Below are 18,183 nucleotides of genomic sequence, written 5' to 3'. Positions count from 1 at the left end.
CTTGTATTCATCAAAGGGTGTTATCGCTCACGTTGCCAAAAGCCGCCCGCGGACGGGCGGCCTGCAGTTCAGACAATATCGCTTGGATCAGTTGCCCGTTGGCAATGGAAGCGAGAAGCCTTCCTTCTCCAGCGAGTCTCTCACATGCTGGAACCGTTGGTATTGCGGAAGCGTGATCGGGCCGGTGTAGACTTCGCTCTGCAGCTTACGCGGCGGATACTTGACGTATGTCTTCATCAGCTCTTTGATCGACTCGTTGATCGTCACGAGAGTCCAAGTTCGCTCGGTGAAGTTGTTCATAAAGATGTCGTAACGCTCCTGCGGATCCGCCCAGAGGTCAAACACTTGAGGAACGACGGCGACGTACTTTTCCGGTCCCTTCCATCCCAGATTGGTATCGACGGCCAGTCCGCCGGTCGATGCGCCGTCGTCGCCGCGAATGTTGAACAACGCCTTGTAGTTACCGACGCGAGCCGCACCCGGTGTGAGTTCGACTTCGGTGAAGTAGAACCACGCTTCACGCGCGCTCTTCCCCTTGCCGGTTAGCACTGGGGTCATGTCGTAACTGTCGAAGTAGATCGGTTCGCCTTCGCGATCCTTCTCGGGCAATTCAACGCCCGCTACCGAAGCAAAGGTAGCCATCAGGTCCAAACCACCGACGATGTCGTGATTCTTTACACCCGGTTTGATCTTGTCGGGCCATACAGCGATCGCTGGAACGCGGTTACCACCTTCACGCACGGTTCCCTTGGTTCCACGGAACGGGGTGTAACCGGCATCGGGGTAAACGTCCTGCCACGCACCATTGTCGGTCGTGTAAAAGACAAGCGTATTCTTGTCGAGTCCGAGTTCCTTGAGCTTGGCGGTGATGTTTCCGATCCGCGTATCGAGCTCGACGACCGAGTCGGCGTACTTCGACTTCGAGAGCGATTTGTGCTTGAACTCGGGAGCTGGCAGGTTCGGTTGGTGAACCTTCATGAAGTTGACGTTGATGAAAAATGGTTCGTCGGGGGTCTTAGCCGCTTCCTCAAGAAACTTGATGCCCGACGCTTCGACATACTGATCCATAAAAGGAATTCCGACGACGCCATCGGGATAATTGACTCCTTCGATGGTGACGCTTTCGCCTGGCTTGTCGACGTACTGGCCGTTGACTTTGAAGTCTTCTTTGGCTTTCTCACCAGCGTTGCCCGAGAGCGATCCCTTGGTGACCTTGTTGAACATCGACCGGAGTTTCGGATCCATGTCGGGGAACCAAGTGGGGTCGCCATAGGTGTAAGCGTTGCAGTGATACAGGAAGCAATGTTCCATCACATCGTATCCCTGAGCGTTTGGCAGCGCGTAGTCCGCTTCGCCAAGATGCCACTTGCCGGTGAAGTAGGTTTTGTATCCACCCTTCTTCAGCACCGAGGCAAGGGTCCATTCGGCGGCGGGAAGCCCGCCCCCTTGTCCCTGAAACGCGACGGTCGTCATGCCGCTGCGGTTCGGGATGCGGCCGGTCTGCATCGCAGCACGACCGGGTGTGCAACTTGGTTGCGCATAGAAGGAGAAGAAGGTCATCCCTTCTTGGGCCAACCGATCGATGTTCGGCGTCGGCATGCCGCGTCCCTCGCCACCACCATAGGGGCCGAGATCGCCGTATCCGGTGTCGTCGGAGACGATGAACAAGATGTTTGGTTTATCCGCAGCACTCGCCATTGCGACCGTAAGGATGCCGCAAATCGCGGCTAGTAGGGTGCGTTTCATAAGGTCTTCCTTTTCTGTTTCGTTTGGGAGCGAGGAGTGGAATAGAGAATAGAGAATAGAGTGTCGCACTCGAATTGAGGTTCCGTCCCCGAACGTTCGTTGGGCACTGCGTTGGCGCGATGGACTAGGACTCAAAACAAACTCAACTTGCCGACTGCGGAGCACGACTTATTTCGCAGATTCGGCCACGACGATAGGTCCGAATCATCGCCGCTAACGGACAATTTACGTCAAAGAATTCGGCGTGGAAAACTAGGTGTCCCCGTTTTCGACTGGTGCTTCAGGCGTTGGGCAGTCCCTGTTCGTGCTCGATCATCAGGCGTTGGTAGGATTCCGTTGTCCCAAACCGCTCACGGACCTAGTTTGAAGATGACATTCGCTATGAATTTGTAGCAAGTGAGAAAATGAAAAATTCATATTGAGGCGAACTGGACATCGCGTTTAGGAGAGTAAATGGCAGCGGACAGCACGCTTGCCGCCGTTTGTTGGTGCGTTTGATGTCGACTTAGAGGTTCCATTCTACAGGGAACCTGGTCCGCGAGAATGATTCTCGACTCTCTTCGAGCATTGCAACCCATTGAGGCTTCGTGTAGCGATCCGACAGGTGGAATAGGACGAGATGACTGCAATTCGCAGCAGCAGCTAGCTCCGCTACCTGCCTGACCGTCGTGTGATGGTTCCGTTTTGCCAGTTCCACGTCCGCGTGGCGATACTGAGCTTCGCACACAACGACATCACAGTCCGCGAGGACGGATGAAAGCCGCTGAAATGCCTCCTGATCCAGCAAAAAGTCCGTTAAATACGCTATGGAGTCTCCATGAGTTTCTGTCAGGAGCTCTGACCGCAAATCGGAGAGTGCGTACGTCTTTCCATCGATAGTGACGTCGGTCGCTACTGCGTCGGTCTTTAGATCTTTCATCCATGGGCCCGGGCGGATGCCCATTGCAGCGAGGCGTTCGGTAGAGACGTTGATACTCGGTTTTTCACGCACCAAATAGCCAAGGCAAGGGCCGTGATGTGACAACGGAATCGCCGAAACGGTGAAATCGTCATCATCGAGGACAACTTCCGATCTCGCGTGGACTCCAGCATTGTGCTGTTCTTTAAACGACTCCGATAGCTGATACCGGTAACGCCTGATCTCACTAGGCCAGATGTCGTTGACGGTCCATGTTGAACTCATTTCACCTGCGAGATTCCATAGGAATCCTTGAAATCGATGATGTAGAATCGACGAAGTGCTAGGCGGCCCCCAGATCCTGTTCTCTTTTGAACTGCGATGGAAGGTGCAGCGAAAGAATGAATCAAAGCCTCCGATATGATCCATGTGGCAGTGTGAAAAGAAAAGATGGTCGATCGCTTGGATTTCAGATAGCGACAGATCTGATGCACAGCCGTCACCGCAATCAAACAATAGACGCGTGACTCGCTGTCCAGATTCGACACGCACAAGAAGTGCATTGTCGCGACCGGGACTGCCGAGGACTTGATGTATAATCGCCATGGCTCTCGTTTCATCTAACGGTGAGGATCACCAAGTGGTGGCACTGGACAGTCTAGCTACCATCAACCGTGGTCACTGCTATTTTGGTAAATTGAAGTTTATCGGTTGATCTGCTTCGGACGGCGTCCTCTAGAGCATCGCCTACATGGAGCGAACGCCAGCCGCCACCATAAGCATCCACCAAGCAGTAATCACGAACGGGGTGTGTCAAGATGCTTCACGAGTTTGTTGTATTGCCCCTTGGTCAGAAACACGCGGTAGCAACCGTTGGTCAGTTCGCCAAAGTCAATGTTGTTTTGTGTGTCAGATTGCCAGCTAAGGATCTGCCGTGAGTACAAGTCGATGTCAATATAATAGTAGTACTTCGCGTCCGGGGCTTTGCGGCGGCTAGTCATTGCGAGACATCCCATTGGCAATTCGATCGAGCGTGTGACCGGAACAGCGATGAATTTACACAGAATATGCGTGCGACCTTGGCCGACTCGATCATCGTTCCAGAAGCTTAAATATACCTTGATTCGCGTTCGGTTTCGCCATCCGTTTGAGACCGCGCATCCGGATAACGGTACCGGTGTGCGGACGGGAGAGTTGACTTGCAAGCAGCCAGGAACGTGGCCTCCGTCCTCCCGTCACTGTCGCATGGTTCGCACGTTCACTGGGGCAATGCAAGCCAGGGTCCAGTATTCTCGGTGATGGTCTCAGTGAATTCGCAAAGGCAGTATGCAATGCAAATTAGTCAAAGACGCTCGCCCATAACAGCAGATGCAAATTGCAAGCCAGCGTCGACGCGAAATATGCCGCTGGTCCGAACACGAAATACGCGGATGGTCTCGAAGTACGACGTGTAAGATAGCGAACCACAGAAAATATAGACGCGAAAATCACAGCAACATGGAAGCCTCCCATTAGTAGGCTGGCCTTGGGGCCAAAAACGGAAGTACTTGTTTACCGGGGCAAAAACTGGTGTTGTCGAAAACAGGGTAAATCGATCAAAATTCGCGGGTCATGAATGTCCCCAAGATTACGACCGATTGTCCCGACTGCAAGACGTTACTTGAGCAACAGCAGGCGATCAATGAAATGCTGGTCAAGCAGATCGAAATATTGACTGCACGTCTCGAAAAGGTTGAACGCGAAGGTAAACGCCAAGCGGCTCCCTTTCGCAAGAAACGAAAATCCGATCCGAAGAAACCGGGACGCAAGAGTGGCGAGGATCACGGCAATCACCATCGCCGAGCCGTGCCTGAGGTGATCGACGAGACCTACGATGTTCCGCTGCCCGCATGCTGCCCCGATTGCGGTCACAAGGAACTGACGAAAACCGAAACTCTCGTCCAATTCCAAACCGAGATCCCTCGCACCGTCATCAACCGACAATTCAATATTGACGCTGGCCGTTGCAGTGGATGCGGAAGCCATGTTCAGAGCCGACACGAATTGCAAACTTCCGGCGCCGTGGGCGCTGCCGCCGCTCAACTTGGCCCGAATGTCCACGCCGCGATGACGCTGCTCAACAAAGAACTCGGGCTCAGTCATGGCAAAGTCAAACGCCTGCTGGAAATGCTCTTTGAAATCCACGTCAGTCGGAGCACCAGTTGTCGCAGTATGCTTCGCACGGCGGATCGACTCGAGCAGGCTGACCAACAAGTTCGTGATGCCGTGCGAGGTTCACCGCAGGTCGTAGGTGATGAAACGGGCTGGCGAGTGGATGGACGTGGGGCTTGGCTACACGCCTTCGTCGGGCTGACGGCCACGTGCTACGAGGTGGACCCGACGCGAAGCATCGGACCGGCAAAACGACTGCTGGGGATGGATTGGTCTGGAATCTTCGGACACGATGGCTGGGCGGTCTACGACAAATTCACTTCGGCGACTCATCAACAATGCTTCGCGCACCTGCTTCGGCGATGTGAATCGCTGATCGAAAGCGGGACGGGTGTTGCGTTGGCGTTTCCGCGCGGCGTGAAGAAGTTGTTGTTGCGAGGTTTTGAATTTCGCAATCGCTTTCGGCGAGATGAAGTGGGCGTTCATGGCATGAAGGTGATGGCAGGAAGATTGACAATGCAGATGTGGGACTTGGTCCGCCATCGGAAGACCCACAGGGCCAATGAACGATTCGCAAAGTTCCTCGAGAAGCACTTACATGACCTGTACACCTTTCTTCGGCATCCCGGTGCGGATGCGACGAACTGGCGAGGCGAGCAAGCGATTCGTCCCGCCGTGGTGAATCGGAAAGTCTGGGGCGGAAATCGAACCGAGTCCGGAGCGTTGGCACAATCCCGAATCATGAGTGTGATGCAAACCTGCAAGCAACGACTGGCCGACCCGTTCGACTTCATCCGCCATCAACTGCTCAGCCCTACGCCGCTGGCACTGCCATTACCCATCACGGCCCGGTAAACAAGTACAAACGGAATAGGGCATCAATAACAATACCCAAGGAGGCGGAGCGTACATTGCTAGATCCTTGGATTGATAACGACCTTCGGGGGCCGCTATGGTTGACACGTTTGTTCAGCTGCATTTCTGCCGGGGCATGACATTGCCGTATGCTACTCGGCAACGAGCTGAATCTTTAGCCGTGGTCTACTTCGCGGCCGTCTCATTTTTCAACTGGATAAGAAAACGACGGCAGGCAAGGCGATGATAATACCGGGAAGGAAGCACCCGCGAATTGACAACCGCAGCAATCAGCAGGTCGGCGACCGTCATTACCGTTCCAGTGAGTTCTTATTGCCAGGCGACGGGAAGTCCCACGATCCCGACGGCCATCGTTGCGAAAACAATATTGTCATTCGCGTTGAGCGGCCTAGTCGCGACTCCCTCATCGCCAAAGGTACGAGCGACAAAGAAACCCCAGATCAGTAGGAAGACGCTGGGTACACGAGCAATCTATCGAGTCGCCGTTAGATTTGAGTTAGTGGAAGGGGGGCATTGGGGGCTGTTCCCGGTATCTGATGTGGATAGTCTCTCTGTGAGAAACCATGCTGTGTAATCTTTGTGCAAGTGGAGACGGTGACATGCCTCTTCAACTCGAGCCCCAATTCCGACTGACTTCGTGCAGCCAACTGCGAGCGATTAGTTCATGTCCTTGCGGCAGCGGATGAACACCGTCCCATATCCAGTTTCCAGGGGATCCCGCCTTGGCAGCCGTGTCGAAAACTTCCTGAGTCTTGACGTGCACGGCATCGAATTCCTCTGAAAGCCGAACGACAATGGGGATCAGGCGTTCGATCTGATCACGCCATCTTTTGTAAGAATCTCTGTTAGATAGCCGACCGGAAGGCAAGACAAAAGGATCGAGCAAGACCAATTTTAATTCTGGATTCGCTTCACGGCTGGCGTGAAGAAGGAAGCGATAGTCAGCTTCCCAGCTTTTGACATCGACTCCATTGAGATTTTTTCCAACATCATTGACACCGATGAGGATACAGAGGAGATCAGGCTTCATGTCGATCGCGTCTTTCTTCCAACGCCCACGCAAGTCACCGACCTTGTGACCACTCATGCCACGATTGTAGATGTCAAGTTGGGCATCCGGCATGTCAACGCCAAGGCGAGCGGCAATCAGAAAAACGTAGCTGTGGCCGAGGTAGTGATTCCGATCTTTTTCGTTGCGTCCCCATTGCATGTCGGTAATGGAATCACCCTGGAATAGTAAGCGGCAACCTTGTTTCAGCTTAGGCAATCGATAGCAATACCCATCGACCTCGGAGGGTTTTACGGCCGGTTCCTGGTCCTGGCCACTTGCACCGGTAGCCAAGGTTGCAATGCTCGCCGCAGCGAAACTGTTTCTGAGAAATTCACGTCGATCATTCATTATGTTTTGAATCGGGTTACGGCAGTCGTCAGCGGGTGCGGAGAGGTGACGCTCGATTTGTGGAAGCTTGCAAGCCATGCTCCGCGTGCACGCCAATATTGTATGGTTAATCTGATTGATTTGCAGCTGATTTCAATGTGACGTCATTAACATGCGTCGTATCTTTACGCTGAATTGAAGGCCTGACGACATCCGCAGCCTTCTTCTCTCGAGTCAGTCCCAGGAATTGCTGGAAACGCTCCACTCACTGTTCATCGAATAGCGTTTTGATGTCGCCCTCTCTCATCCCGGTGTCAGCCATGTCGGTATTGAGAACAACGGCGCGGATTTGACAACTATCCGCGTTGTCGTAACAGCTTTGTTTCGCCTTCACCTGGATTATGGCCCGGTATCTTCGTCTTCGGTGTCCGGATGCAATTTAGCGATCCGGTAACGCTTCGTCTGAGCATATAGGATTACGGAAGCGAGCATGAAGACCAGGATCAACACAATGGCTCGTTCTTCATCCGTCGCGCCCGACAGTATCCACAGTACAGGAGGAATAAGGGAGAGCAATGCCATCGGAGCAAAGATTAACCAGACGCCAATCAAGACGAGTTTACTTGGCTTTGCCGATGCGAGTGCGGAGTATTTAGGCACGAAGTTGTCGTGCCATACGTCCTGCTGTAGACGTTCTGAGAGCGGGATGTATTCCTCGGAATCAGACATGTTTTAATTCCGCGCAACGGAGGTGATCACCGAGCGGGGAGAGTAAAGTTGTCCATTTCAAACTCGGCCGCAAGCCCCACTCCGTGTGAATGCCATGGTTATCCGCCGGCTTTGGACTGCAATGACGTCGCAGCACGAATGAATGTATCAAGTGACGCAATTTCGGCATCGGAGAGCATTGCGACCGAGTGCCGCAATTCGTCGCTTGGGTAGACCGAAAGCTGGTTGCGACATATCTTTGCGAAATCATGTGCGGATTTACAGTTAAAGAACGAAAGCGCATCTGAGGCGAAGTCCAACGCGTAGCCGGGCGTTCCAATGATGTGGTCAATCGCGTCTTGGTCCCGCCAATGCTCAAGTATCGCGACCGCAAGTTCGTGCTTCAAGAACTTGGAGCAATCTCGGTCATCCCATACGTCGGGATTTATCCCGATTAGTTGAAGATTCGCACGACCATATTCGATTGCGTGTAGAATACCACGCGAATCGTTGATTGACTGACGGAGAGAATGAACTTCGCGCTGGTGGCGCATATGGTTCGCGTACATGCCCATGCCGACCGCGAGAATCAGAATGGCGGTCAAGCAGTGCGTAAGAGTGAAACGCAAAATCTAGGCCAAGTTTTGTGAGTGGATTGCAGTCGGATAACGCTGTCGGTAACCGAGTCGCCGCCAAGAAACTATGATTTCAAAAACCACGCTGTCGGCGGCTGTGGTTCACCGCGTTGTTATGCGTCAACTCGTACGCGGCTGAAATTGATTCGTTTAATCCAGCAGACCAAAGCGCAAATTCGTGTCCACCAGCAAGCGTCTTGTTGTTAACCTGAACATCGGCAGAACGAAGCCAATTTTCGAGACGCTTCATGTAGCTACGCATCCCCTTCGGTTCTCGTGATCCGGACCGAAAGCAAAAACTTAGCTCCGACAAATCTGCCTCCGGCTTAGCGTCAAAATTTGTGATTGGCCTACCCGCAATCGAGAAAGCAAAAATGGTTCCATAAACATCTGGATGCCGTATTCCAATCGAAGCGGCAAACGCTCCACCGCATGAATATCCGAAAACAGCTGATTGACCGCGCGAATGTTGTATACCAATCGCTTTAGTTGCCCAATCCACAACCGTGTTTACAAAAAAGCATTCATGCATCTCGAAAATGGAGTCGTCTCGACCGATCACGTATTCCGCATTACGGTGTTCGGTCGAGCAATCTACCCCGACGAACCAAAAGCAGTCAGCTCCAAATGCGTTAAAGAATTGTTGAGCGAACGCCCCAATGCTTTGGCCGTCTGAGCAATAGACGACAACATCATCGGGCTCTCCACGGTTCTTTAGCGAGAACAGGCTCACACGGCGTGTGGATTTGTCGAAAGGTAGTCGCTCATGTCGGCAAAGCATTCTGATTGAGGCCTCCACCAAGACGCATAGCGTTGGCCGTCACCTGGCGACGACGAGAAATTAACCATTGAAAAAAAAGCCCGACTTCGCCGCTCAGGTGCACGGCATGGTTATTCGCTCTTTGAGTCTTCAGGAATGCTGGGGAAGTCCAATAAGCGATAATTGATCAGCGATTCGAGAAACGTGTTGCCAAACGCGGCAAACTCCAGAGTACAGTCCGCTGGCCAATCCAGGAATAGCAAGCTGCACGTGGAATGCTCCCCAAAACCTGATCCAGGTGTTATGAAAGTCTAGAGCCAATTCCGGCAAAGGATTTTCCATGAGCAAGAAACGACGACGACATTCACCCGAACAGATCATCAAGAAGCTGCGTGACGCGGATGCCATGCTTGCCGCCGACAAGAGCGTGGGTGAGGTTCTCCAAGCACTGGAAGTTAGCGAGGCCACGCTGAGCCGCTGGCGGAGCCAGTATGGCGGCATGAAGAGCGAAGAGGCCAAGCGTCTTAGGGCACTTGAGGAGGAGAACAACCGACTCAAGAAGATTGTGGCCGACCAAGCTTTGGATATTTCGATGCTGAAGGAAATCACCAAGGGAAACTGACGACCCCTCGATCGCGACGCGCGGCAGTAGCAGAGCTTCAACAGAAGTTCGCTGTGTCGCAACGACGTGCCTGCCGCGTGCTCGACCAACCGCGATCGAGCCAGCGATTTGAGGGGAAACCCAAAGACGAAGACGAGCGACTGACGAAGCGAATTCTTCACTTTGTTCGCGAGCGTCCTCGCTGGGGGTATCGACGTATCTGCCAACTTCTTCGCCGCGACGGTGAGACTATTAACAGGAAAAAAATGTATCGGCTTTGGAGAGCATCGGGGCTGAAGGTGCCACAAAAGCGTCGCAAAAAGCGTGCTACTGGCGTCCGAGGCAATGCATGCGACGTTCAAGCGGCAGGTTTTGTTCACGATGTTTGGAGCTGGGATTTCGTGCAATCGTCGACACTTGATGGACGAACGATTCGCTTCTTGAACATCGTCGATGAGTACACGCGGCAATGCCTGACGATCAAGGTCGGCCGCAGTATCACGAGCGAAGATGCGATCGACACGCTGGCTGAGCTGTTTGCAATGCACGGCGTTCCGAAACGACTTCGTTGCGATAACGGCCCCGAGTTCATCTCGACAGCGATCAAGCAATGGCTGGCAAAGATTGGCGTTGAGATCCTTTACATCGAACCTGGCTCGCCATGGCAGAACGGTGTCTGCGAGAGTTTCAACAGCCGGCTTCGTGACGAGTATCTGCATCAAACGGATTTGATCAATGAAGACGACACACGGATGAAAGCACGAGCTTGGCGGGAGGACTTCAACACCCAGCGCCCGCACAGTTCGCTTGGCTATCTAACCCCATCAGAGTTCGCGCATCGCAGTGCTGCTTCCGTTCGGCCTACGGCCTCACTCCAGCAGCACTGCGAATCACCCACCCCTGTTTCCTAACCCAATCTTTCATAACGCCTGGTGCAGAAAACTGGGGCATCCCACACGCGCCGTGCTCCAATCTGGGCTTTCGATATACGGATCATCGACAACTCGCTTTCCTGCGACGTCTCTGACCACTCGAAACGCATCGTTGTTCATTGAAAAATTCTTGAAACGTCCAACGCCACTGTGGACCCGTTCAATTTCGGAAGTTCCTAGCAGCAAAGAAATCGGAGTAGCGATACCCAATTGGTCGCGAATAGCGGAGAAGACTTCAGATTCAAGTTGATCGAGCATGTAGTCAGGTGTGCGATGCGTGGTTCAGTACTTTGATCGAACGCCTAAAATCACCCGGTTGCCGCCAAGAGACTTTGGTTAAAGGGAACGCCCGATCGGCAACTCGGGTGCATCTTTTTGTTCGTCCGCATTTGATTGTACCGGCTACGTTAGTGGATCTTCAAACGGTTCGATGCGCAATTTAATTGGACCCACCGTTATCAAACGGGCCTTCGCTATTGCTGTAGTAACGGTGGGCATTGGCCTAAGTGCATCGTACCCAGTCCAGTCGCGTAGGTCAAAATCCTGTTCTGGAATAATTTCGATGCGATGTGGAAGATGAATTGCAATGAATGCCTCAATCAGTTTTGAAAGATCTTGCGGCGCAAAATTACCGTGGCCAAACCCGTCTGGCCTGTCATCGGGACCGTGCATCACCTTGCCGATGTAGAGCGTATATTTGCAATCATGGCAGGCGAGATGTCCGGATGCCCCGCGCCGGTGAACTGGAGAATGTCCCGAATCGCCCCAGGGTCGAACATCCTTGTGAGCAGCTTCAGTCGCCAGAACAAGGCTCGTAGCGAGCGATCCGCGAAGTTGGTTCCATTTGTCGTTGAATAGGGTTTGCTCATCCGCGTCCAAAGCGCGTCGAGTGTCAATAATACGCAGGAGGGTGACTCGTGGCGTTTTCGAGAAAAACGACATGCCCTCAATGCAAAGATTGAGTTTGTCGTATGCTTTTTGTTCAGCGGCAACTGCTTCTCTCCACTCGTTCTTAAAGTTTGGCCATGTAGGACGACCGTCATAGTTGTTCGCAAAATCCCATCGTGCACCAAGCAACTGATTGCCGGCATCCAACCAAGCTTCCAACGCTATGACGCATCCCGGCTTGGTCGGTGGACTGGTGAAATGAACGGGGAACGCATCCATGTGCTTGTCAGCTACGGTTGGTAGCGACTTGCCGGTTAATCCCAACAATGAGCGAGAAAGCCGAGACTTTAATGTACTGACCATAGAAAATGCCGAGTTTTGACGAACGACCAAAATCACCCGGTTGCCGCCAAATGACTTTGATTTGAGGTAACGCCCGATCGGCAATTCGGGTGCATTTTTTGGTTCGTCGCGTCTTCGTTTGTTTCAGTTGCTCTTTGGCGTCAGCAGGTTCGCATCGCGACACAGTTTCCATTTGCCGTCAGTGGATCGCCGAAGAATTGACAAAGTGTTTCCCGATAGATGTTTTGGGATACCGCCGCTTTTTGGCGTCACGATGATTTCAAGCCGAGCCCTGGCATAAGCGAAGTCTCCAGTCACGATGATTTCCTCGTACTCCCCGTTACAATGCATGGCAACGTGGTCGATCATGCCCTGGAACGACTCAATGAACTCTTGCCGTCCAAACGGCGGTCTTCCCGGTGTCAGGAACACAATATCGTCGGTCATCAGTCCACTGATTGTGGCGATGTCACCGTCCTCGGTGGCACGAAACCAGGTTCGTTGAAGTTCACGAATCGCAGAGTCATCTGTCATGCGTTTGGATCTCGCTTGAGCGACGAACGTTGCCCGTCACCGGGCCGGGAGTGAAAAGTTAACCATTGCCAAATCGCTCGCAAGCCCGGCTCCGGTGCACGGGATGGTTACCCGCCATTGTGGGCAAGCAACCAAGCGGGCTTGGCTTTGAGTTCAGGGCCGTGGTCATAGTGACCGGCGGGACGCGCTTTTGCAGCAGCGATCCACGCGGACATTGCGGAAGCGTATTCGTTGCAAGCGAGTGTGTCAGTAAGGTTGGACGCAAGTGCGCGATCAACGCGTGCCAGCATGCGAAATGCAATTGAGCGAAGGGAATGCAGGCCTGACGGATCAAATCGGTCGTCATGTTGCACGCAATTGAGTAGTCGGTCAACTGTCGATTGGGGAGGCGTGCCGAGATCACCAATCGCCCAGATCCCGATGGCAGCGATGTCGATGTCATCACAGTCAGTAACGGAGTTTATCCATCGGCAACCGCGAACATGCAGTTGATCGTCGTGGTCAAATCCAGCAGCATTTAGTATCGTGCCAGTAGACCGTGTTGCGTAGAGCACGAACCCACGTTCACGGGTATCGGTTTGCGAGGGCAGGTCAAGGCGATCGCGCAAATCGAGCAATTGCGGGAGATGCGGCAACCCCTCAACGCCCGCGTTCATCAGTTGGCATGCAGCCCACCAGTGCGACCCTGGGTCGTCTGAAGCGAGTAGCGTTTCAAACCAATAGGCGTCCATCATTTCTGTCGGGTAACGGTACGGTTCAACGGGTGGCGGTAAACGACACGCAAGCAGACGAAAGAGCTAGCCACCGCCACTCCGTTGCAACCGATGGTTATCCGCCGTCTGGGATCTCTGGTGAAAGCCGTCGACTGCCATGAATGACAGTGAGTACACGCACCTCGTCACCGTCAATTCGATAGATGAGACGAAAGGAATGAACAAATAGTTCGCGAACGTCAGTGCGGTTGTATTCGGGAACTATCGAGCCAGAGTCCGGGAATCGCTGTAGTTGATCGGGACGCGCAAGAATCCTCGCGTAAACGGAATCCGCGTACGTTTGCGATTGGGCAGCAATGTAGTCGTAGATTCCGAGTGCATCCATAGATGCACGTTCTGTCCAGCGAACTTTCAACCAGCAACCTTTCCGCGTTGAGCCTTGTGTTCAGCTAGGCGTCTTCGCATCTCATCGGTGTCAATAAGCCGGCCAGTTGCATCGTCCTCCAAGCCTGCGTCAATTTGCTGGCGGACGTAGAGGTGGTATTGCACGTCTTCCCACGACGCATCGTCAGGCAGCGCATCAAGAATGGCCTTAGCAGCGGTTTTTGCGGGTTCAGCAGTGTGTGACATCGCGATTCTCCTTGCGTGCTATTCTACCTCGAAGAGTTTGGCGTGTCGATTCCGGTCAGAAGCCGCGTTCATCGCGTGCTATTGATTCCGGCTAACGTTTCGGTTCAAGGGGCGGCGGCGAAAGACTCCGCCACTCCCGAAACGCGAACCACCGCCGCTCCGTTGCAACCGATGGTTCGTCGCATCTTGCGGCAGGAGCGTTGATCAGCAAGTAGCCGCGAGTCTGCTATTCGACAACGTCGAAATCCCAGTTGAATTTTTCCTTCAGATCACTCATTACTTTGTAACGATCATTCCAAGTCTCAATGTAATTCTTCATCGCGAACTTCCTGGAATCCTGGTCCTGGATGAAATCGCCATCTTGCACCAGATTAGCCAACGCTAGGTGCGACGCTACAAGTCGATCTCGATAAACAGTCGCGACTGGATCGACGCCGTTAGCATCTATTCCGTTTAGCTGTTCAATTACATGGGAATGCTTTGAAGCGATACTTGAAAATTTTTCTGGAACGCGTTCGCCGCTCAAGAGTGCAGTCATCAAAGCTTCGAACCGTCTGACGATCTCTGGATTTTCATCGTACTGAATTCGTTGTAAACGAGCCCAGAATGCGAACGTTGTGTCACGCGATCCATCAAGTTCCATCTTGAGGTTCGCAACGTCATTGCACCCCTGCATGCAAATAATCGAAAGCGCAAGAAGGAAAATTCGGAAACAGTTTCCATACATCAGGATGCATCTCGATTCGATGTTAGGGCTTAGTGAGACGAACGTTACCGATCAACCGGCGGCGACGGTTGATCATCCACTTCAAAACGCCCGACTTCGCCGCTCGGTTGCATCGGATGGTTCCCCGCTTTTCCCGCGGGCGTTGACGTCAACCAAGTGATCGACGACGGCACAATTATAACGTGTGTAACAATAGCCAGCACCTCCACATCGAGTCATCGTTCAGGCGTCGCGTTGGCATTTCGACGCGAGATCGCAGATGCAATGGCAACAATCGAGACACACAGTCCCGAGTACACTAACCCAGGGAGCCAACCGACCACAATTGCCATGCCCGGCGCGAAGCTGCTGTATTCCGGATCAGTCGCAAGATTGTATTGAGCGCCCGCAACCATCAGAGTCCAAACAGCGACCGTTCCGTATAGTATGGCACGCCCCCTGCTGCGAATGACGATTGCAAGTATCGGTGGAAATAGTAGCGTCAGAGTTGCGAACACCGCGTCCAGTGGTGAGCCTCATTTCTGTCGGGGAACGTTTGGGTTTTGCGGGCCGGGACAGTTGATTTTCCATTGCCGAAACGCTTGCAAGACCGGCTCCGCAACAACCCTTGGTTACCCGGTTTTGTGATTTCAAATTTATGCGGAATCCGTTCGCCGGAGCCCCGACGGTGGGAATTGGTCTCGCAGAATTTCAGCGTACGCAAAAATCGCCACGCCAGCAAGAAGTGAGGCGAGCCCGAGGCAACCAGAGAGCAGGGCAAAGCGTTGGAAGTCGAGGCGAAAGGTTAAAGGAGAGTGCAACAAAACGATCGCTATCGCCGACGCCGGTAGCGAGAGGAGGAACGCCCGCGAAGCAGGAACGGGCGAAACACAGTCACGCATTTGTAGGATACCAGCGGACGTGAAGATAGCGATGGCTATCACAGGTACGCCCATGAACAGTCCGTGAACCACAATTCCGGGCAGCCCAATTATGGTTAAGATGCCGACAAATGTGGTCAGATACAGTGGCGAGGCTACCGATAGTGTCAGCCAGCCTCGAAGTGACGATCTTTGTTCCGTATGGTTCATCACGTCGCGAGTGCTTCAGTCGGGTAACGTTTCGGATCACCAGGTGGCGGCACTGGACGGTCTAGCTACCACCAACCGTGGCCACCGACACTCTGGTGCATCCGTTGGTTATTTGAGTTTTGTTTTTCGAGACCGATCAGTTCCAGCACCCGATCGAACGATGATATCGCGAGCGTCTGTTGCAAATCGAGTATCTGGTTGAATGCGATCTTGGACTGAAGTGACGAAAGCAAATTGAGTCGGCATCGAGCAGCAGAATCGCCAAACGTGTAAGCGAAGCATTCGTTCATTGCCGGAATATCGCAAGCGTTCAAGTGGGCACACGCAGATCGTTCCCTGGCGTTCAGGTCCCAATGCGAGTCGGTTTTTTGGTCGGTCCCGGTTCCCTCAATGAATTGCAGTGGTAAACAGTTGGTTGCAATATTTCGTGAGTCGAAGCGTTGTCGGAGATAACGAAATCAAACGGCTATCAGTAGCGGACGCGGGGCGAGCATTGTTTCCGCTCAGGTAGGTTTTGCTCAAATAACGTTGGTGATCAGCGGGGACGGGCGAAAGACTTGCAAGCAGACGAGAAAACTGACCACCCGTCCTCCGTTGCATCACATGGTTACCCGTCCGCTTGCTCAGTATACGTGCGCAATAGTCGCGAGACACACAAGAATCCAATGTAGATTACGGGCGTAATCCAGAGCGTGCGCCAGATATTCTTTTCGACCTGCTTAGCGACGAGCATTGATTTGTAGTAACGTTTAAATCCGTAGCCCCAGGAGCTGATGTCGTCAGCGTCGTTGCCGTCAGACTTTGAGATTCCGTCGGCGCCAAAGGAATACACGTGGAATGGAGAGCGTGAGCCATAAATTCCATCGCGATTCAGCTCGACAAGCTGGTATTCGTTTCCCCACGGATCGAGCCGTACGCCCGCCTCCCCCCAAAGCCGACCTGTGTTGTAATCGGAATATGGCATCGTAGGGTCGCCTGCCATCTCCGTTTCGGCCCAAAATCTGATTTCCCAAACGTCATGTGCCGCATCTGCCGCAACGGAGTGGATATACGTAATGCGTTGCTGGCCCAACGTCGCGAACGGCGCGATGTAGTATGCAGTGATCCAGGCAGGGGCGAGCAACAGAAGATGTCGCAGTGAAAATCGCAAGACGTGTGCGTTCTATCTGTCGGGTAACGTCACGGTTCAGCGGGTGGCGGCGAACGATTCAGCCATCGCCAAAACGGCGACCACCGCCACTCCGTTGTAACCGATGGTTCTGTCTTATAAATTCGAGCATGACACGCCGAGCAAATAAATCATGCGATGATGAATGCTCAAGGAGTCCTCGTCCGTGTGATCGTACAGTCGGATAGTTTAGTTTGCAATTGTTGAACGCAAGTATCGCTTATTGGTAACCCGTCAAAATCCAAAAATCTCAAGCACGCGAGATCGCCAAGAGCATACAGCGATTGCTCTGATGGTTCATCAATACCAAGATCGTACAGTTCGCTCGTTACAAGGACACGAACAATACGATCATAAATGGGTAGCCCCGTTCGTCGAGCTGGACGTTCGAGCCAAGCGGGGCCAGTCCATTCTCGGTAAGCGTGTATGAAAGCGCCAGAGGAACATTCGACAGTGACGTCCGGCTCGTAGATGACGATGCTCAATAGGTGCTCATTCTGAAACGAGCTGATAATGCGTTCCTCCTTGATCCGAACACGCGAGTGGTGGCCAATGTATGCACAACCCATAGCGATGCAAACACATGCAACTAGTGCCGTGCGCAGACGGTATCGGAAACGTGAGAGTAGATTCATGCGACGATGGGAAGAAAGCGACAGAACGTATTTCTCACCGGTTTGAGCGGCGAGAAGTTGAGGGAGAGGTGTGTTCTCGATTTCTGAACGTCATTCGAGGTGAGAATAACCAGTATGGGGCGGTTCCCGAAGCGCCCGTTGGATGAATGCCTCGATTTAGAGTTGTTCTCACCGAGTGGACCTTCGGTGTCGTGGGTGGACAACGTCCATTCTCGCTAGTTCGATGTTTGCACATGGTGCGAATCACTCTTTGATCCGTATTCTTGCAATTCGGTTTCGGGATGTCAAGGAAAACCGAGCAATCCTGTGGGGGGTGTTGTGTGCGGCTCGTTGAGGTGGCGTGGCTGCCTCGTAGACGCCTCGAATTGGGTGCGTTTGTGGTTTACTCGAGTTCAGTCTCTAGCAAGTCGCACCCAGTTTTGGGGTCGTTGGTGAGAGTGACGTGAAGTGGGGCGACAGGGTCGCTTTCATGCGAGCGCTGGTTTCGTGTCGGGGGCCAACGATAGTGAAGTGGACGAAACCTGTAGTTCTCCTGCACACAGTCATTAAAGCGCCGATGGCAGCGCCACGCGACGGTTTCTTTAGGCGACGATGGAGATCAACCGTTCGAATGTCATGGACGTGGGAGGCCAGCATTATTGGGGGGAGAGGTGGACAGCGACGTTGGGACGCGGTAGCGTCGACTGTTTGGACACCGTGTTCGTACATGTGAGATGGGCGGCATGTTGGTTGACGTTCGGCGCCTTTTGGGACGGCGATAGCGTCGGTTTCCCAGCATGGAAGGGAGTGGG

At 53.2% G+C, this 18,183-nt stretch carries 19 protein-coding genes; 4 read left to right on the top strand and 15 right to left on the bottom strand.

From position 1 onward, the window contains the following. Nucleotides 1–87 precede the first annotated feature (87 nt). Together Poly24_RS22090 and Poly24_RS22085 are read right to left on the bottom strand one after the other, a co-directional pair. On the bottom strand, nucleotides 88–1,746 hold the full coding sequence (locus tag Poly24_RS22090; RefSeq protein WP_145100777.1) for an arylsulfatase: 1,659 nt from the start codon (nucleotides 1,744–1,746) through the stop codon (nucleotides 88–90). Between the two features lie 505 nt (nucleotides 1,747–2,251). Next, nucleotides 2,252–3,250 carry an MBL fold metallo-hydrolase gene (locus Poly24_RS22085; RefSeq protein WP_145100774.1) on the bottom strand — a complete coding sequence of 333 codons (999 nt, stop codon included), beginning with the start codon at nucleotides 3,248–3,250 and terminating at the stop codon, nucleotides 2,252–2,254. A 1,005-nt stretch (nucleotides 3,251–4,255) separates the two neighbouring features. Between Poly24_RS22085 and tnpC the strand changes: the two genes are divergently transcribed. Further along, entirely contained in the window at nucleotides 4,256–5,650 is a 1,395-nt protein-coding gene (gene tnpC / locus Poly24_RS22080) for an IS66 family transposase (RefSeq protein ID WP_145088894.1), read from the top strand. A 628-nt stretch (nucleotides 5,651–6,278) separates the two neighbouring features. On the opposite strand, the gene Poly24_RS22075 is transcribed toward tnpC, so the two are convergent. The 4 genes from Poly24_RS22075 to Poly24_RS22060 all read right to left on the bottom strand — a co-directional run bounded on the left by Poly24_RS22075 (nucleotide 6,279) and on the right by Poly24_RS22060 (nucleotide 9,173). Then, nucleotides 6,279–7,070 (bottom strand): SGNH/GDSL hydrolase family protein, encoded by a 792-nt coding sequence (locus tag Poly24_RS22075; protein WP_197452095.1) that lies wholly within the window; start codon nucleotides 7,068–7,070, stop codon nucleotides 6,279–6,281. A 378-nt stretch (nucleotides 7,071–7,448) separates the two neighbouring features. Further along, a complete protein-coding gene (locus Poly24_RS22070; protein WP_145100766.1) occupies nucleotides 7,449–7,778 on the bottom strand; it encodes a hypothetical protein in 330 nt (109 codons plus the stop codon). 98 nt (nucleotides 7,779–7,876) lie between these two features. Continuing rightward, nucleotides 7,877–8,362 carry a hypothetical protein gene (locus Poly24_RS22065; protein WP_145100763.1) on the bottom strand — a complete coding sequence of 162 codons (486 nt, stop codon included), beginning with the start codon at nucleotides 8,360–8,362 and terminating at the stop codon, nucleotides 7,877–7,879. A gap of 103 nt (nucleotides 8,363–8,465) precedes the next feature. After that, entirely contained in the window at nucleotides 8,466–9,173 is a 708-nt protein-coding gene (locus Poly24_RS22060; RefSeq protein ID WP_145100759.1) for an alpha/beta hydrolase-fold protein, read from the bottom strand. Between the two features lie 319 nt (nucleotides 9,174–9,492). Between Poly24_RS22060 and Poly24_RS27520 the strand changes: the two genes are divergently transcribed. Next, nucleotides 9,493–9,774, top strand: a complete 282-nt coding sequence (locus tag Poly24_RS27520; RefSeq protein ID WP_231753174.1) for a transposase — start codon at nucleotides 9,493–9,495, stop codon at nucleotides 9,772–9,774. A 53-nt stretch (nucleotides 9,775–9,827) separates the two neighbouring features. Beyond that, nucleotides 9,828–10,664, top strand: coding sequence for an IS3 family transposase (locus Poly24_RS22055; protein ID WP_231753175.1), 837 nt, complete (start codon nucleotides 9,828–9,830; stop codon nucleotides 10,662–10,664). 9 nt (nucleotides 10,665–10,673) lie between these two features. Here Poly24_RS22055 and Poly24_RS22050 read toward each other — a convergent pair whose 3' ends face one another. From Poly24_RS22050 to Poly24_RS22025, 6 genes are all read right to left on the bottom strand, one after another. Then, entirely contained in the window at nucleotides 10,674–10,943 is a 270-nt protein-coding gene (locus Poly24_RS22050) for a hypothetical protein (RefSeq protein ID WP_145100756.1), read from the bottom strand. A 144-nt stretch (nucleotides 10,944–11,087) separates the two neighbouring features. After that, a complete protein-coding gene (locus Poly24_RS22045; RefSeq protein WP_231753284.1) occupies nucleotides 11,088–12,020 on the bottom strand; it encodes a hypothetical protein in 933 nt (310 codons plus the stop codon). 39 nt (nucleotides 12,021–12,059) lie between these two features. Further along, nucleotides 12,060–12,449: a YybH family protein gene (locus tag Poly24_RS22040; RefSeq protein WP_145100750.1), complete on the bottom strand. Its 390-nt coding sequence runs from the start codon at nucleotides 12,447–12,449 to the stop codon at nucleotides 12,060–12,062. A 107-nt stretch (nucleotides 12,450–12,556) separates the two neighbouring features. Then, nucleotides 12,557–13,183, bottom strand: a complete 627-nt coding sequence (locus tag Poly24_RS22035; protein WP_145100747.1) for a hypothetical protein — start codon at nucleotides 13,181–13,183, stop codon at nucleotides 12,557–12,559. A gap of 94 nt (nucleotides 13,184–13,277) precedes the next feature. Then, entirely contained in the window at nucleotides 13,278–13,577 is a 300-nt protein-coding gene (locus Poly24_RS27890) for a type II toxin-antitoxin system RelE/ParE family toxin (RefSeq protein WP_145100744.1), read from the bottom strand. Beyond that, nucleotides 13,574–13,792, bottom strand: coding sequence for a hypothetical protein (locus Poly24_RS22025; protein WP_145100742.1), 219 nt, complete (start codon nucleotides 13,790–13,792; stop codon nucleotides 13,574–13,576). The genes Poly24_RS27890 and Poly24_RS22025 overlap by 4 nt, the downstream gene beginning before the upstream one ends. A gap of 15 nt (nucleotides 13,793–13,807) precedes the next feature. Between Poly24_RS22025 and Poly24_RS22020 the strand changes: the two genes are divergently transcribed. Next, complete coding sequence (locus tag Poly24_RS22020) at nucleotides 13,808–13,996, top strand: hypothetical protein (RefSeq protein ID WP_145100739.1); 189 nt, start codon at nucleotides 13,808–13,810, stop codon at nucleotides 13,994–13,996. A 22-nt stretch (nucleotides 13,997–14,018) separates the two neighbouring features. On the opposite strand, the gene Poly24_RS22015 is transcribed toward Poly24_RS22020, so the two are convergent. The 3 genes from Poly24_RS22015 to Poly24_RS22005 all read right to left on the bottom strand — a co-directional run bounded on the left by Poly24_RS22015 (nucleotide 14,019) and on the right by Poly24_RS22005 (nucleotide 16,739). Continuing rightward, complete coding sequence (locus Poly24_RS22015) at nucleotides 14,019–14,435, bottom strand: hypothetical protein (RefSeq protein WP_145100736.1); 417 nt, start codon at nucleotides 14,433–14,435, stop codon at nucleotides 14,019–14,021. A gap of 1,219 nt (nucleotides 14,436–15,654) precedes the next feature. Beyond that, nucleotides 15,655–15,879, bottom strand: coding sequence for a hypothetical protein (locus tag Poly24_RS22010; protein ID WP_145100733.1), 225 nt, complete (start codon nucleotides 15,877–15,879; stop codon nucleotides 15,655–15,657). A 317-nt stretch (nucleotides 15,880–16,196) separates the two neighbouring features. Further along, nucleotides 16,197–16,739, bottom strand: a complete 543-nt coding sequence (locus tag Poly24_RS22005) for a type II secretion system protein GspG (RefSeq protein ID WP_197452093.1) — start codon at nucleotides 16,737–16,739, stop codon at nucleotides 16,197–16,199. Nucleotides 16,740–18,183: the final 1,444 nt, after the last annotated feature.

Source organism: Rosistilla carotiformis (genome assembly GCF_007753095.1).
Classification (GTDB): domain Bacteria; phylum Planctomycetota; class Planctomycetia; order Pirellulales; family Pirellulaceae; genus Rosistilla; species Rosistilla carotiformis.
Note: the sequence above shows the minus strand (reverse complement) of the source record. Positions and strands in the feature narration are given on the sequence as shown.

Excerpts from the sequence above, each read along its gene's own strand:
- Poly24_RS22085 (WP_145100774.1), bottom strand. The coding sequence starts at position 3,250 with ATGGCGATTATACATCAAGTCCTCGGCAGTCCCGGTCGCGACAATGCA.
- Poly24_RS22050 (WP_145100756.1), bottom strand. The coding sequence starts at position 10,943 with ATGCTCGATCAACTTGAATCTGAAGTCTTCTCCGCTATTCGCGACCAA.
- Poly24_RS22090 (WP_145100777.1), bottom strand. The coding sequence starts at position 1,746 with ATGAAACGCACCCTACTAGCCGCGATTTGCGGCATCCTTACGGTCGCA.
- Poly24_RS22060 (WP_145100759.1), bottom strand. The coding sequence starts at position 9,173 with ATGCTTTGCCGACATGAGCGACTACCTTTCGACAAATCCACACGCCGT.
- Poly24_RS22040 (WP_145100750.1), bottom strand. The coding sequence starts at position 12,449 with ATGACAGATGACTCTGCGATTCGTGAACTTCAACGAACCTGGTTTCGT.
- Poly24_RS27520 (WP_231753174.1), top strand. The coding sequence starts at position 9,493 with ATGAGCAAGAAACGACGACGACATTCACCCGAACAGATCATCAAGAAG.
- Poly24_RS22070 (WP_145100766.1), bottom strand. The coding sequence starts at position 7,778 with ATGTCTGATTCCGAGGAATACATCCCGCTCTCAGAACGTCTACAGCAG.
- Poly24_RS22025 (WP_145100742.1), bottom strand. The coding sequence starts at position 13,792 with ATGTCACACACTGCTGAACCCGCAAAAACCGCTGCTAAGGCCATTCTT.
- Poly24_RS22035 (WP_145100747.1), bottom strand. The coding sequence starts at position 13,183 with ATGATGGACGCCTATTGGTTTGAAACGCTACTCGCTTCAGACGACCCA.
- tnpC (WP_145088894.1), top strand. The coding sequence starts at position 4,256 with ATGAATGTCCCCAAGATTACGACCGATTGTCCCGACTGCAAGACGTTA.
- Poly24_RS22010 (WP_145100733.1), bottom strand. The coding sequence starts at position 15,879 with ATGAACGAATGCTTCGCTTACACGTTTGGCGATTCTGCTGCTCGATGC.
- Poly24_RS22015 (WP_145100736.1), bottom strand. The coding sequence starts at position 14,435 with ATGGAACTTGATGGATCGCGTGACACAACGTTCGCATTCTGGGCTCGT.
- Poly24_RS22075 (WP_197452095.1), bottom strand. The coding sequence starts at position 7,070 with ATGAATGATCGACGTGAATTTCTCAGAAACAGTTTCGCTGCGGCGAGC.